The following is a 12,495-nucleotide window of genomic DNA, read 5'->3' on the forward strand; positions in this document are numbered from 1 at the left end:
GTCACCCCACGCTGTGGGCAACCGCCCGGCCGTTCCCCGATGTCAGCCGCTGAAGCCGGCCACGTTCTCCTTCGTGACCACCTTCACCGGCACCTTGACCGTCTCCTCGACGTCCTTGCCCTGGAGCGCCTTCAGGGCGTTGTCCACGGCGATCTTCCCCAGCTGGGACGGCTGCTGCGCCACGGACGCGTACAGCGTGCCGCCCTCGACCGCCTTCAGTCCGTCCGGCGTGCCGTCGAAGCCGACGACCGAGACCGACTTGCCGGCCTTGGAGCCCAGGGCCTTGATCGCGCCGAGCGCCATCTCGTCGTTGGCGGCGATGACGCCCTGCACGTCCGGGTGGGCCTGGAGCAGGTTCGACATGACGTCGAGGCCCTTGGTGCGGTCGAAGTCGGCGGGCTGCTGGGCGACGACCTTGATGCCCGGGTAGGCCTTGAGGCCGTTCGCGAAGCCCTGCGCGCGCTCCCGGGCCGCGGAGGTGCCCGCCTGGCCCTGGAGAATCACGATCTTGCCCTTGCCGCCGAGCTTCTCGGCGATCGACTTGGCGGCGAGTTCACCGCCGGCGACGTTGTCGGAGGCGACGAGCGTGTCCAGCTTGGCGTTGTTGACGACGCGGTCCACGGCGATGACCGGGATGTCCGCCTTGTCGGCAGCCTTGACCGAGTTGCTCGCGGCGTCCGAGTCCACCGGGTTGACGATGATCGCGCCGAGGCCGGAACTGGTGAAGTTCTGCAGCTGGTTGGCCTGCTGGGAGGCGTCGTTCTGGGCATCGGTGACGGTCAGGTCGACGCCCAGCTTCTTCGCCTCGGCCTGGGCGCCCGCCCGGATCTGCACGAAGAAGGGGTTGTTGAGGGTCGACAGCGACAGGCCCATCTTCGGCTTGTCCGCGGCGGCGGAGCCGTTGTGCAGGAACGACGTGGCGCCGACGATCGCGACGGTGACCACGGCCGCGAGCCCGTAGGTCGCCGCCTGCTTGCCCTTGCCTCCCTGGGAGGCACCGGCGACCGGGGTCGCCCCCGCCTTGCGCCGCAGCGTGTCGAACAGCACCGCGAGCGCGATGACGACACCGATGACGAGCTGCTGCCAGAACGCGGAGACGTTCAGCAGGTTCAGCCCATTGCGCAGCACCGCCAGGATCAGGGCGCCGATCAGCGTGCCGGACGCCTTGCCCGTACCGCCCGCGAGGGAGGCGCCGCCGATGACGACGGCGGCGATCGCGTCCAGCTCGTAGCCGTCGGCGGCCTGGGGCTGCGCGGACGACAGCCGGGCCGCGAGGACGACACCGGCGACGGCGGCGAAGACACCCGAGAAGGCGTAGATGGCGAGCTTCTGCTTCTTCACGCGCAGGCCGGACAGCCGCGCGGCCTCCTCGTTGCCGCCGATCGCGTACATGGAGCGGCCGATGTAGGTCCGGCCGAGCACGAAGGCCGCGATCAGGCCCATGACGACCATGACCAGCACCGGCACCGGCAGCCAGCCGCCGAGGGTGTCGCCGAGGTGGGAGACGGAGTCGGGGAAGGCGATCGGGGAGCCCTCGGAGATGACGAGGGACAGGCCGCGGGCCACCGACAGCATGGCCAGCGTGGCGATGAACGGCGGCAGCTTGCCGTAGGAGATCAGGATGCCGTTGACCAGGCCGCAGACGATGCCCGTGGCTATGGCGAGGAGGACGGCGAGGACGACCGGGACACCCGCCGAGGTCGCGCTCCAGGCGAGGACCGTGGCGGACAGCGCGGCGACCGAGCCGACGGACAGGTCGATGCCCGCGGAGACGATCACGAAGGTCACGCCGAAGGCGAGGATGGCCGTCACGGCCGCCTGCACGCCCACGTTGAGGAGGTTGTCCGTCGTCAGGAAGTCGCCGGACAGCGCCGACATCGCGATGACGAGGACGATGAGCGCGGTGAGCGCCCCGTTGTCGAGCAGGAGGCGGCGCAGGCCTCCCGAGGCGCCACCCGCGCCCGTCGCGCTCTTGAGCGTGTCAGTGGCCACGGGAGGCCTCCTTGTCAGTGCTGGGGTTGCTTACGGCGAGTGCCATCACGGCGTCCTGGGTCGCCTCGTCGGCGGAGAGTTCACCGGCGATCCGGCCCTGGGCCATCACCAGCACCCGGTCGCTCATGCCGAGCACCTCGGGCAGGTCGCTGGAGATCATCAGGACGGCCGCGCCGGCCGCGGTGAGTTCGTTGATCAGCTGGTAGATCTCGACCTTGGCGCCGACGTCGATGCCGCGCGTCGGCTCGTCGAGGATCAGCACCTTGGTGTCGGCTAGCAGCCACTTGCCGATGACGACCTTCTGCTGGTTGCCGCCGGAGAGCGTGCGTACGTGCTGGCCTAGCCCGGCCATCCGCACGCCGAGCTGCCGCGCGATCCGCTCGGCGGCCTCGCGCTGCCCCTTGAGGTCGACGAGCCCGCCGCGCGTGGCCGACCGCAGCGTCACCAGGCCGAGGTTCTCCTCGACGGAGGCGTCCAGCACCAGGCCCTGGCCCTTGCGGTCCTCGGGAACGAGCCCGATACCGGCGGTCATGGCCGCGTTGACGTCGTACTTGGCGACCGGGGCGCCGGAGACCTTGACCGTGCCCTTGTCGTAGGAGTCGGCTCCGAAGACGGCCCGTACGACCTCGGTCCGGCCGGCACCGACCAGTCCCGCGATGCCGACGACCTCACCGGCGTGCACCTCGAAGCCGACGTCGTGGAAGACGCCGTCCCGGGTGAGTCCCCCGACGGACAGCAGCGCGGCGCCCCGGTCGGCCCGTTCGCGCGGGTACTGCTGCTCGATGGAGCGCCCGACCATGAGCCGCACGAGTTCGTCCTCGGGCGTGGACGCGGGCACCTGGCCCACGCTCTTCCCGTCGCGGATGACCGTCACGCGGTCGCCGAGCGCGGCGATCTCCTCCAGGTGGTGCGTGATGAAGACGATCCCGACGCCGTCCTCGCGCAGCGCGCGCACGATCGCGAAGAGCTTCTCGACCTCCTCGGAGGTGAGCACGGCGGTCGGCTCGTCCATGATGAGCACGCGGGCGTCCAGGCTGAGCGCCTTGGCGATCTCGACCATCTGCAGGCGCGCGATGCCGAGTTCGCGGACCCGCGCGCGGGGTGACACGTCCACGCCGACCCGCTTCAGCAGGACCTCGGCGTCGGCTTCCATCCGCCCCCGGTCGATCATTCCGAACCGGCGCGGCTGGCGCCCGAGGAAGATGTTCTCGGCGACCGTGAGGTCGGGCACCAGGTTGAACTCCTGGTAGATGGTGGCGATGCCGAGCCGCTCGGAGTCTTGCGCACCCTGGATGCGGGTCTCCTCACCGGCGACCAGGATCCGCCCGGCGTCGGGGGTGTAGGCACCGGAGAGCATCTTGATGAGGGTGCTCTTGCCGGCACCGTTCTCACCGAGCAGGACGTGCACCTCGCCCCGGCTCAGATCGAAGTCGACGCCGTCCAGCGCGACCACGCCCGGGAAGGTCTTCCGTATGCCCTCGATGCGCAGCAACTCGTCCGCGTTGCTCACGTCGTGCTCCTTTGCACTGGGGTGGGGTTCTCGCCGCACGAGCGGCGTACGACGAGCCGGGCGGGGAGGGTCACGGACTCACCGGGACGTCCCTCGATGCGGTCGACCAGGGCCCGTACGGCGGCCCGGCCCAGCTCGCCCGTGGGCTGGGCGATCGCGGTGATCGGCGGATCGGTGTGCACGAACCACCGGATGTCGTCGAACGCGGCCAGCGCGAGGTCGTCCGGTACGCGCAGGCCACGCGCCCGCACGGCGTCCAGCGCGCCGAGTGCCATCAGGTTGTCGGCGGCGAAGACGACCTCGGGAGGCTCGGCCAGGTCGAGGAAGCCCTCGGTGACCAGCCGGCCGCTCTCGGCCTGGAAGTCGCCCTGCCCTATGTAGGTGTCGGGCAGTTCGAGCCCGTACGCGCCGAGCGCCTCCCGGAAGACCTCGACGCGCTCGCGGCCGGTCGTGGTCGCCGCCGGGCCCGCGATGATGGCGAGCCGCCGGTGTCCGAGGCCGTGCAGATGCGCCACGAGGTCCCGTACGGCGCTCCGCCCGTCCGCCCGCACCACCGGCACGTCCACGCCCGGGATCCACCGGTCCACGAAGACCATGGGCGTACCGGCCCGTACGGCGTCCAGCATCAGCGGCGAGCCGCCGTCCGTGGGTGAGACGAGCAGTCCGTCGATGCGGCGGTCCAGGAGGTTCCGTACGTGGTGGTCCTGGAGGTCCGGCCGCTCGTCGGCGTTGCCGATGATGACGCTGTAGCCGAGCGCACGGGCCTCCTCCTCGACGGAGCGGGCCAGCTCGGTGAAGTAGGGGTTCATCACGTCACTGATGACCAGGCCGAGGGTGTGGGTCTGGTCGGTGCGCAGGGAGCGGGCGACGGCGTTCGGGCGGTAGCCCAGGCTCTCGACGGCGGCCAGCACGCGGGTGCGTGCGTCGGCGCTGACCGACGGGTGGTCGTTCAGGACGCGCGAGACCGTGGCGACGGATACGCCGGCCTCGGCAGCGACGTCCTTGATGCTGGCCACCGCCGCTCCACCTCCTTGTGGATCAGTCGTGGGAGCACCCGCGCCGACAGGGGCGAGTACTCGTGGAATCGATTACACCGACGGAGGGATGGAATCGATTACACGGCGGTAAATCAAGCCCCCACAGGCACCTCTTGACCGGATCGTGATGTCGCGGGTGGCTCCCCGGCGGTTCAGGGTGGAAGGAGGAAGTCCGTTTCACGGCCGATTCCACGGCGAGCGGAGGAGCCATGACGGCAGCGACTCGCGATGACGTACCCGTCGTACTCGGAGGCGACGGCGTAGAGGTGCGCAACATGCCGATCGGCGGCGGCATGTCGGTCAGCTACATCACTCTGCCCCAGGGCACGGACATGGGCCCGGCCCTCAAGGGCCTCCCCGACGACGCGTGCCAGTGCCCGCACTGGGGCTATCTGCTGAAGGGCCGGATCCGGATGCGGACGGCCACCGGCGAGGAGGAGTACGAGGCGGGGCAGGCGTACCACTGGGGTCCTGGCCATGTGCCGCTCGCCCTGGCGGACACCGAGCTGGTGGAGTTCTCCCCGGACGCGGACTTCAAGCAGGTGATCGACCACGTGGTGGCGCAGGCCGGGTGAGACCGGGCCTTTGAAACCGCCGGGCCGGGGGATACGTCGGCCCGTGGGATTCGCCCGACCCGTGGGATTCGCCGCGCTTGGGATTCGCCCAGCCCGCGGGATTCGCCCGACCCGAGCCGATGAGTGTCGCCGGTCCGGGCGGTCTCTCTTGCATCGACCACAGGAGGAGCCCCGTGTCCCAGTTGCTGCGTGTGCAGAACTTCAACGTCTCGAGTGACGGATTCGGTGCCGGTGAGGGCCAGAGCCTGGAGCGACCGTTCGGCCATGCCGATCCCGGCACGATGTTCGCCTGGGCCGGCGCGACCGCGAGCTGGCCGAACCGCACCGACCCGGGCGGGAGCCGCGGCCTCGACGACTACCTGGTGCGCGACTTCCACCACGGCATCGGCGCCGAGATCATGGGCCGCAACAAGTTCAGCCCGCAGCGGGGCCCCTGGGAGGATCACGAGTGGCAGGGCTGGTGGGGCGACGAGCCGCCGTTCCACACGCCGGTGTTCGTGATGACGCACCACGAGCGTCCCTCGTTCACCCTCTCCGACACGACGTTCCACTTCGTCGGCGGGGATCCCGCCGAGGTCCTCGCCCAGGCGCGCAAGGCGGCCGGGGGCAAGGACGTACGGCTCGGCGGCGGGGCGACGGTCATCCGGCAGTTCCTGGACGCCGACCTGGTCGACACGCTGCACGTGGCGGTCTCGCCCGATGTGGTGCTCGGGTCCGGCTCACGGCTGTGGGAGTCCCCCGAGGACCTGCTCGACCGCTTCCACTGCGATGTGGTGCCGAGCCCCAGCGGCGTGATCCATCACCTGTTCTGGCGGAAGTGACGGCAGGTCAGGCGCCCTCGCCCCACGTCAGGCGCCCTTGCCCCAGTCCAGGCGGTCGGCGAGTCCGGCGGCGGTGAAGGCGGCCGCCAGCTCGTCGCCCCCTTCGGTGAAGTGGGCCCAGCTGTCGTAGTGGACGGGGACCACGCGGCGGGCTCCGAGGATCTGCGCGGCCTCGGCCGCCATCGCGCTGTCCAGGACGAGGACCTGGGCGTCGAAGAGGACGGGGAAGCGGGGAGCGCCGGCGAAGAGCACGGCCGTGTCGACGGGGCCGAAGCGGCCGGCGATCTCGCGGACGGCGTCGAGTGAGGCGTTGTCGCCGCTGACGTAAACGGTGGGCAGGCCCTCGCCGGTCAGAACGAAACCGACGACCTGACCGGTGATCGGCTCGACCTGCTCGCGGGGTCCGGGGCCGTGCAGGGCGGGGACGCCGGTCACGGTGACCGTGCCGCCGCCCGGGCGGTCCAGCGCGACGGACCCCCAGTCGGCCAGGCCCCGAACCCGCTCCCCCAGGCTCTCGCGCAGCCGCTCGCCGCCACCGGGCGTGGTCAGGGTGAGGGGTATGCGGTCGAGCAGGGCCCGGCCGGAGGTGTCGAGGTTGTCGGGGTGCTCGTCGTGGGAGAGCAGGACCACGTCGATGGGGCCGAGGTCACCGGGGCCGGAGGCGGAGGGCGCGGTCTTGGTCAGCTGGGGACGGCCGGGGCTGCCGTAGTCGCCGGGGGCGTCGAAGGTCGGGTCCGTCAGGAAGCGCAGGCCGCCGTACTCGAAGTGGGCGGTCGGGCCGCCGAGGACGCGGACGGGGAAGTCGGCCGGCACGGGAACAGAAGACATACAGCACCTCACGGATAGACGCGATCGAACCGTGAGAAGACCGTAGCCGCTTCTCACGGATACGGGCAACCCTTAACATGAGAAACATGGAGGAGCCCGTGACCGAACAGCCCGCCCCGCCGCCCGCGCAGGGCGAGGAGGAGCACCCCTCACTCGCCCTCGCCAACACCGCGATCGCGCTGCCCGGCGGGCGCACGCTCGATCTCGTGGGCACTCCCGCACAGGCGAACCACTGGCTGACGCAGCGCGGCCTCGCCCCGGTCGACGCCGGCATGCGGGAGATGTGCGCGGCCCAACTGCGGTCGCTGCGCGAGCAGATCAGATCGCTGTTCGCCGCCCGCACCGACGGCGTGGCCGCCCTGCCCGCGGCGGTGACGGCCATCAACGACGCCATGACCAGGGTCCCGACGGCCCCGCTGCTGCGGTGGGACGAGACGACCGGCCCCTACCGCACGGCCCCCCACCCCACCACCGCGATCGTCGACCTCGCCCTGGCGACCCTCGCCGCGGACGCCGCCGATCTGCTCACCTCCCCCGCGGCCGAACGCCTCACCGCCTGCGGCTCCCCTCCCTGCAACCGCTACCTGCTCCGCCACGGCCGCCGCCACTGGTGCTCCACCCGCTGCGGCGACCGCGCCCGAGCGGCCCGCGCTTACGCACGGCGTACCGAGTCGAGCTGACTCCGCCTTGGTCATGGCCGGGGCCCCGCAGGGGCGAGCCGCGCCCCTCCGCTCTCCGTGACGCTCCGATTCCGGGACGAAGTAAGGTGCGATTCATGTCGCGAACGCGCCGAGCGCAAGGAGGCTTCATGCTCGCCGGCTCGTCGGCGCTGGCGGCCGGAAGGCGTCATTCGGTCGCCCGGCGCCGGGATGGAACCGTTCTCGCCGTGGGCCATACCGCAGCCGCTGAATGCCGTGTCGAGCGTTGGGAAGACGTCGTCGCGGTGGCAGCCGGCAACGTCCACACCGCGACGAACACGGGCAGGTCCCACACGGTGGGACTCCGGTCGGACGGCACGGTGCTGGCAACCGGGTGGAACGGCGACGGGCAATGTGATGTCGCCGGATGGCAAGGCGTCACGGCCGTGGCCGCGGGCTGGCGCCGAACGCTCGGGCTGCTCGCGAACGGCCGCGTGCTGGCGGCCGGCCGGAGTTCGGAAGGACAGTGCGACGTGCGGTCCTGGCGCGAGATGGTCGCCCTCTCGTGTGGCGACTGGCACTCGGTCGGCGTCCGGTCGGACGGTTTCGCACTGGCCGCGGGAAGCAACCGGCGACGGCAGTGTGCCGTGGAAGGGTGGCGCGACCTGGCCGCCGTATCGGCCGGGTACCTCCATACCGTCGGCCTCAGATCCGACGGGCGGGCGGTGGCGACCGGGGACCGGGCAACCGGGGCGTGCGAGGTCGAGGAGTGGGAAGACGTGGTGGCGCTCAGCGCGGGCAGCTATCACACCGTCGGGGTCACTGCCTCCGGACAGGTCCTCTCAACGGGAGACAACAGCTACGGACAGTGCGATGTCGGCGATTGGCGCGACATCGTCGCCGTCGCGGCCGGTTCGACGCACACCCTCGCCCTGCGTGCCGACGGCACGGTCGTGACCGCGGGGAACAATGCCGACCGACAGTGCGAAGTCGACACCTGGTCCGGAGTCCGGCTCCCTTAGGCCGTGTCAGAGGGGGCTTTGTCCTTCGCCCCGCGGGGGAAACCCGGTATCGCCGCAGGAAGCCAGGGCTCTAGCCTGCGGCCATGCACCAGCCTCGAAGGCGCTACCGGCGCCCGGCTCGCCGCGTGCCGTCAGAGCCGGCCCAGCGCCAGGCGTTCCGAATCCCTGACGCAGGAGGCGCCGATGTGGTCCTGGTCGGCTACTTCTCCGCAAAACAGAAGAACTTCGAAACACTCATGGCAACGGCGGCCACAGAACTGGCAGCGCACGGCGCTCGGGTGGTCGCGCAGATTGTGCAACGACGAGGCGTCTCGGACGGCGGGGCCCGGAAGATGGGTCTGCCCTACTCCTCGAGAACTCTGCTCACCTACGGGAAGGTCCGCGAAGTGGCGCTGGCGTGTGACAGAACCGACGCTGACGCAGCGGTCTTCGCCGCCTCCCTGACCGAGCGCCAACGGCGCACACTGACGAACATGCTGGGACGCCCCGCTGTGAGTCTCTCTGACTTGCTCACTGCCGGCTGACAGCCGACTCGGAGTGGGCTGCTGCACCACGGCCCGACCTCCCGGCCGCATCACCCCTGCTCCGTTCCGGTCCTCAAGCAGGCCGCCGGAGCCCCAGCGGCGGGTAGCTCTCGCCGCCCACGCGTTCGGCCGCCTCGATGTAGCCGGCCAGTGCCTCTCGGGACCGGGCGAGTTTTTCCATCTGGTCGTCCAGGCGGCGCAGGCGGGACCGCATGGCGGCCAGTAGGTCGGGGCAGCCGAGCAGTTCCGGGGCCTCCCCCGTCGCGCAGGGCAGCAGGTACGCGATGTCCTCGGAGGACAGCCCGGCGCCGAGCAGGTGGCGGATCTGCTTCACGCGCAGCAGGGCGCTCTCGTCGTACTCGCGGTAGCCGTTCGCTCCGCGGGCCGGATTCAGCAGGCCCTGGGATTCGTAGTAGCGCAGCTGGTGGGTGTGGACGCCCGTCCGCCGGCTCAGTTCCCCGATCCGCATCGACAACCTCGCTTGACCTTCACACCGGTATCAACGTCGACGATGCCGCCATGGACAACAGGACCCGAACACCCGTGACAGTCATCGGACTTGGCCTGATGGGCCAGGCACTCGCCGGGGCGTTCCTGAAGGCGGGGCACCCCACGACCGTGTGGAACCGTACGGCCGCCAAGGCCGACCGGCTGGTGGCCGAGGGGGCGCGGGCGGCGGCGACCGTCGGCCAAGCGATCGAGGCCGGTTCCCTCACCGTCGTCTGCGTCACCGACTACCGGGCTTTCCACGAGTTGCTCGACTCGGGCGACGTCGCGCCGCAGGGCACGACGCTGGTCAACCTGACCTCCGGCGACTCGGGCCAGGCCCGGGAAGCCGCCCGGTGGGCCGGGCAGCGAGGTGCCCGCTACCTGGACGGTGCCGTCATGGCCATCCCGTCCACCATCGGGACCACCGAGGCGGTGATCCTGCAGAGCGGGGCGCGCGCGGACTTCGACGCGCACGCATCGGCACTCGGCGCGCTCGGCACCGTCACCTATCTGGGAGCGGACCACGGGCTGGCGTCGCTGTACGACGTGTCCGGCCTGGCCATGATGTGGAGCGTGCTGAACGCCTGGCTCCAGGGCACGGCCCTGCTGAGGACGGCGGGTGTCGAGGCCGCCGCCTACGCGCCGTTCGCGCAGCGGATCGCCGCCGGGGTGGCCACATGGCTGCCGGGATACGCCGAGCAGATCGACCGGGGCTCGTTCCCGGCCGAGGTGTCGTCGCTGGAGACCGACGCGCGGGCGATGGCGCACCTGATCGAGGAGAGCGAGGCGGCCGGGGTCGACGCCGAGCTGCCGAAGCTGATCAAGGCGATGGCCGATCGTGCGATCGCAGCCGGGCACGGCAAGGAGCAGTACCCGGTGCTGATCGAGGAGTTCGGCAGGCCCGGCGCCCGCTGACCGAGGGCCGGCGCCTCACGCCGAGTCGTTCAGCAGCCTGCTCAGGTGCTCACGCCCCTGGTCCAGCAGGTCGGGCAGCTGCGGCGCCGCCTCGTACCAGCGCTTCTCGTACTCCCAGCAGAGCCAGCCGTCCCAGTTGTGGCGGGAGAGGACCTCTACGCATTCGGCCAGGGGCAGTACGCCCGCGCCGAGCGGCAGGGGGGTGGTGTCCTCGACGGAGGCGATGTCCTTGACCTGGACGTAGCCGAGGTGGGGGGAGAGCGCCGCGTAGGTCTCGGAGGGCTGCTCGCCGCCGAGCCAGGTGTGCATCACGTCCCAGAGGGCGCCGACCCGGCGGTGGCCGACGAGACCGAGGATCCGCATGGCGTCGGCGGCGGTGCGGTGGGAGTCGTGGGTTTCGAGGAGGATGCGCACGCCCAGGTCGGCCGCGTACTCGGCGGCCGTGCCCAGGCGCCGGGCGGCCGTCGCGTCGGCCTCCTCGGCGGTCTGGACGTCCAGGTCGCCGCCGGGGAAGACCCGGACGTACGGGGCACCGAGGTCGCGGGCCAGGTCGAGGAGGGAGCGGATCTCGGCCAGGACGGGCACGTCGTCGCCCGGCGCGGCGACCCGTGCGTAGCCCGCCAGGCCGAGGAGCTCTACGCCCGCTCCCTTGAACTCGGCCGCGACGTCCGCCCGTTCGGCGGGGCCGAGGCCGGTGTGGACCGGTTCCTCGGGATGGGTGCGCAGTTCCACGCCGTGATAGCCGTGGGCGGTCGCGAGCCGCAGGACGTCGGGCAGGGGCAGGCCGGGGACACCGAGGGTGGAGAACGCCAGCTTCATATGGACGGACCCTACCCGGGACCCCCGCCCTCGATTCCTCTCCGTCACTCCTGTGTTGCGTCAAGATCCAGCCGCCAGTCCTGGCCGGTCAGGTCCCGGCCGAAGGAGCGGTGCGGTTTCTCCGCGACCAGCTCGAAACCGTGGCGCCGGTAGATGCGGCGGGCCGCGGCGAGGATGTCGTTGGTCCACAGGACCACCTCGCGGTAGCCGGCCTCGCGGGCGAAGTCGACGAGCGCGCCGACCAGGCGGTCGCCGATGCCCAGGCCGCGTGCGTCCGGCTCGACGAGCAGGAGCCGCAGGCGGGCGGCGCCGGGCGCGTCGTCCCGTACGCACATCACGCACCCGACCGGCCGGCCGTCCAGCTCGGCGATCCAGGTCCGCTCCCGGTGCGGGTCGTGATCCCCGGCGTAGTCGGCGACGATGCTCGCCACCAGTGCCTCGTAGCCGGCGTCGAAGCCGTACTCGGCGGCGTACAGGGCGGCGTTGCGCTGCACGATCCAGCCGAGGTCGCCGGGGGCGGGCTCGCGCAGCACGACGTCCTCGGGGCGCGGGGCCCGGCCGTCGCCCAGGATCGTCCGGACGGTCCGCAGGGCCTCTGCCAGCCGCGGCCGGTCCTCGGCCCGGACGGTGTCCAGCATCGCCCCGACCGACTGCCGCGCCCGCTCGTCGAGCAGCGCGGCGGCCTGCCGGCCGGGCGCGGTGAGTGTGACGCGGCGGCGGCGCGGGTCCGTCTCGGACGGGCTCCGCTCGACGAGCCCGTCCTCCTCGAACTTGTTCAGGATGCGGGTCAGGTACCCGGCGTCCAGATGCAGCTGGGCCCGCAGGTCGGCGGCGTCCGTACGCGGCGCGTGCGCCAGCTCGTAGAGGACGCGGGACTCGGTGAGGGTGTAGGGGGCGTAGAGCCTGCGGCCGTAGTCGAGGGCGCCGATGACGTTCGTGTAGAAGCGGTTGAAGGAACGGATGTCCTGGACGGTCATGGCGCCGAACCCCCGATATTTGACTGAGTCAGAGATATCCGGGACCTGAGCCTAGCCGGGCAGGACTTCCGTGACCAGGCGCGAGATGATCCGGACGGGGGAACGGGGGACGGCCGATGAGTTTCTCCGTGTTCCGCAGTCAGAAGAAGAGAATCCGGCACGAGATACCGAGGAACCCAGGATGCGTACCCTGATCAGCACTGCCTTCGTCTCGCTCGACGGCGTCGTGGAGGCCCCGGGCGGCGAGCCCGGCTACCGGAACTCCGGCTGGACCTTCAAGCACACCGAGTTCCTTCCCGAGGCCTTCGAGATCAAGGGCCGGGAGCAGAAGGAGGCCACGGCGATGAT

The 12,495-nt window shown here is 71.2% G+C and carries 13 protein-coding genes and 1 pseudogene; 7 read left to right on the forward strand and 7 right to left on the reverse strand.

Translation table 11 applies throughout. The annotated features are described in order from the left end of the window. Positions 1-42 precede the first annotated feature (42 nt). Genes ABTX60_RS26150 through ABTX60_RS26160 form a run of 3 tightly spaced genes read right to left on the reverse strand, consistent with a single transcriptional unit; the run spans position 43 to position 4,518 of the window. Positions 43-1,992 (reverse strand): ABC transporter permease/substrate-binding protein, encoded by a 1,950-nt coding sequence (locus ABTX60_RS26150; RefSeq protein ID WP_352099433.1) that lies wholly within the window; start codon positions 1,990-1,992, stop codon positions 43-45. Next, complete coding sequence (locus ABTX60_RS26155; RefSeq protein WP_352099434.1) at positions 1,982-3,502, reverse strand: sugar ABC transporter ATP-binding protein; 1,521 nt, start codon at positions 3,500-3,502, stop codon at positions 1,982-1,984. The genes ABTX60_RS26150 and ABTX60_RS26155 overlap by 11 nt, the downstream gene beginning before the upstream one ends. After that, a complete protein-coding gene (locus ABTX60_RS26160) occupies positions 3,499-4,518 on the reverse strand; it encodes a LacI family DNA-binding transcriptional regulator (RefSeq protein WP_352099435.1) in 1,020 nt (339 codons plus the stop codon). Before ABTX60_RS26160 ends, ABTX60_RS26155 begins: the two co-directional genes overlap by 4 nt. A gap of 230 nt (positions 4,519-4,748) precedes the next feature. On the opposite strand from ABTX60_RS26160, the gene ABTX60_RS26165 reads away from it, so the two are divergent. Both ABTX60_RS26165 and ABTX60_RS26170 read left to right on the forward strand, forming a co-directional pair. Continuing rightward, positions 4,749-5,114 (forward strand): cupin domain-containing protein, encoded by a 366-nt coding sequence (locus ABTX60_RS26165; protein WP_352099436.1) that lies wholly within the window; start codon positions 4,749-4,751, stop codon positions 5,112-5,114. 173 nt (positions 5,115-5,287) lie between these two features. Beyond that, positions 5,288-5,935 (forward strand): dihydrofolate reductase family protein, encoded by a 648-nt coding sequence (locus tag ABTX60_RS26170; protein ID WP_352099437.1) that lies wholly within the window; start codon positions 5,288-5,290, stop codon positions 5,933-5,935. 27 nt (positions 5,936-5,962) lie between these two features. Here the strand turns inward: ABTX60_RS26170 and ABTX60_RS26175 are convergent, their stop codons facing one another. Continuing rightward, complete coding sequence (locus tag ABTX60_RS26175; RefSeq protein WP_352099438.1) at positions 5,963-6,763, reverse strand: MBL fold metallo-hydrolase; 801 nt, start codon at positions 6,761-6,763, stop codon at positions 5,963-5,965. 86 nt (positions 6,764-6,849) lie between these two features. Here ABTX60_RS26175 and ABTX60_RS26180 point away from each other — a divergent pair, with 86 nt between their 5' ends. The 3 genes from ABTX60_RS26180 to ABTX60_RS26190 all read left to right on the forward strand — a co-directional run bounded on the left by ABTX60_RS26180 (position 6,850) and on the right by ABTX60_RS26190 (position 8,947). After that, a complete protein-coding gene (locus ABTX60_RS26180) occupies positions 6,850-7,443 on the forward strand; it encodes a CGNR zinc finger domain-containing protein (RefSeq protein ID WP_352099439.1) in 594 nt (197 codons plus the stop codon). A 128-nt stretch (positions 7,444-7,571) separates the two neighbouring features. After that, positions 7,572-8,423 carry an RCC1 domain-containing protein gene (locus tag ABTX60_RS26185; RefSeq protein ID WP_352099440.1) on the forward strand — a complete coding sequence of 284 codons (852 nt, stop codon included), beginning with the start codon at positions 7,572-7,574 and terminating at the stop codon, positions 8,421-8,423. A 185-nt stretch (positions 8,424-8,608) separates the two neighbouring features. Continuing rightward, a complete protein-coding gene (locus tag ABTX60_RS26190; RefSeq protein WP_352099441.1) occupies positions 8,609-8,947 on the forward strand; it encodes an HflX-like GTP-binding protein in 339 nt (112 codons plus the stop codon). A 73-nt stretch (positions 8,948-9,020) separates the two neighbouring features. Here the strand turns inward: ABTX60_RS26190 and ABTX60_RS26195 are convergent, their stop codons facing one another. Further along, the gene (locus ABTX60_RS26195; RefSeq protein ID WP_352099442.1) at positions 9,021-9,416 is read right to left on the reverse strand and encodes a MerR family transcriptional regulator; all 396 of its coding nucleotides are present in this window, start codon (positions 9,414-9,416) and stop codon (positions 9,021-9,023) included. 50 nt (positions 9,417-9,466) lie between these two features. Here ABTX60_RS26195 and ABTX60_RS26200 point away from each other — a divergent pair, with 50 nt between their 5' ends. Continuing rightward, the gene (locus ABTX60_RS26200) at positions 9,467-10,351 is read left to right on the forward strand and encodes an NAD(P)-dependent oxidoreductase (RefSeq protein ID WP_352099443.1); all 885 of its coding nucleotides are present in this window, start codon (positions 9,467-9,469) and stop codon (positions 10,349-10,351) included. Positions 10,352-10,366: 15 nt separating this feature from the next. Here the strand turns inward: ABTX60_RS26200 and ABTX60_RS26205 are convergent, their stop codons facing one another. Both ABTX60_RS26205 and ABTX60_RS26210 read right to left on the reverse strand, forming a co-directional pair. Next, positions 10,367-11,170, reverse strand: a complete 804-nt coding sequence (locus ABTX60_RS26205) for a sugar phosphate isomerase/epimerase family protein (protein WP_352099444.1) — start codon at positions 11,168-11,170, stop codon at positions 10,367-10,369. A 44-nt stretch (positions 11,171-11,214) separates the two neighbouring features. Next, positions 11,215-12,147, reverse strand: coding sequence for a bifunctional helix-turn-helix transcriptional regulator/GNAT family N-acetyltransferase (locus ABTX60_RS26210; protein WP_352099445.1), 933 nt, complete (start codon positions 12,145-12,147; stop codon positions 11,215-11,217). Positions 12,148-12,328: 181 nt separating this feature from the next. On the opposite strand from ABTX60_RS26210, the pseudogene ABTX60_RS26215 reads away from it, so the two are divergent. After that, positions 12,329-12,495: pseudogene (locus ABTX60_RS26215) on the forward strand (dihydrofolate reductase family protein); the annotation flags it as partial.

The organism is Streptomyces sp. NPDC126510, from assembly GCF_040302345.1.
GTDB lineage: Bacteria > Actinomycetota > Actinomycetes > Streptomycetales > Streptomycetaceae > Streptomyces.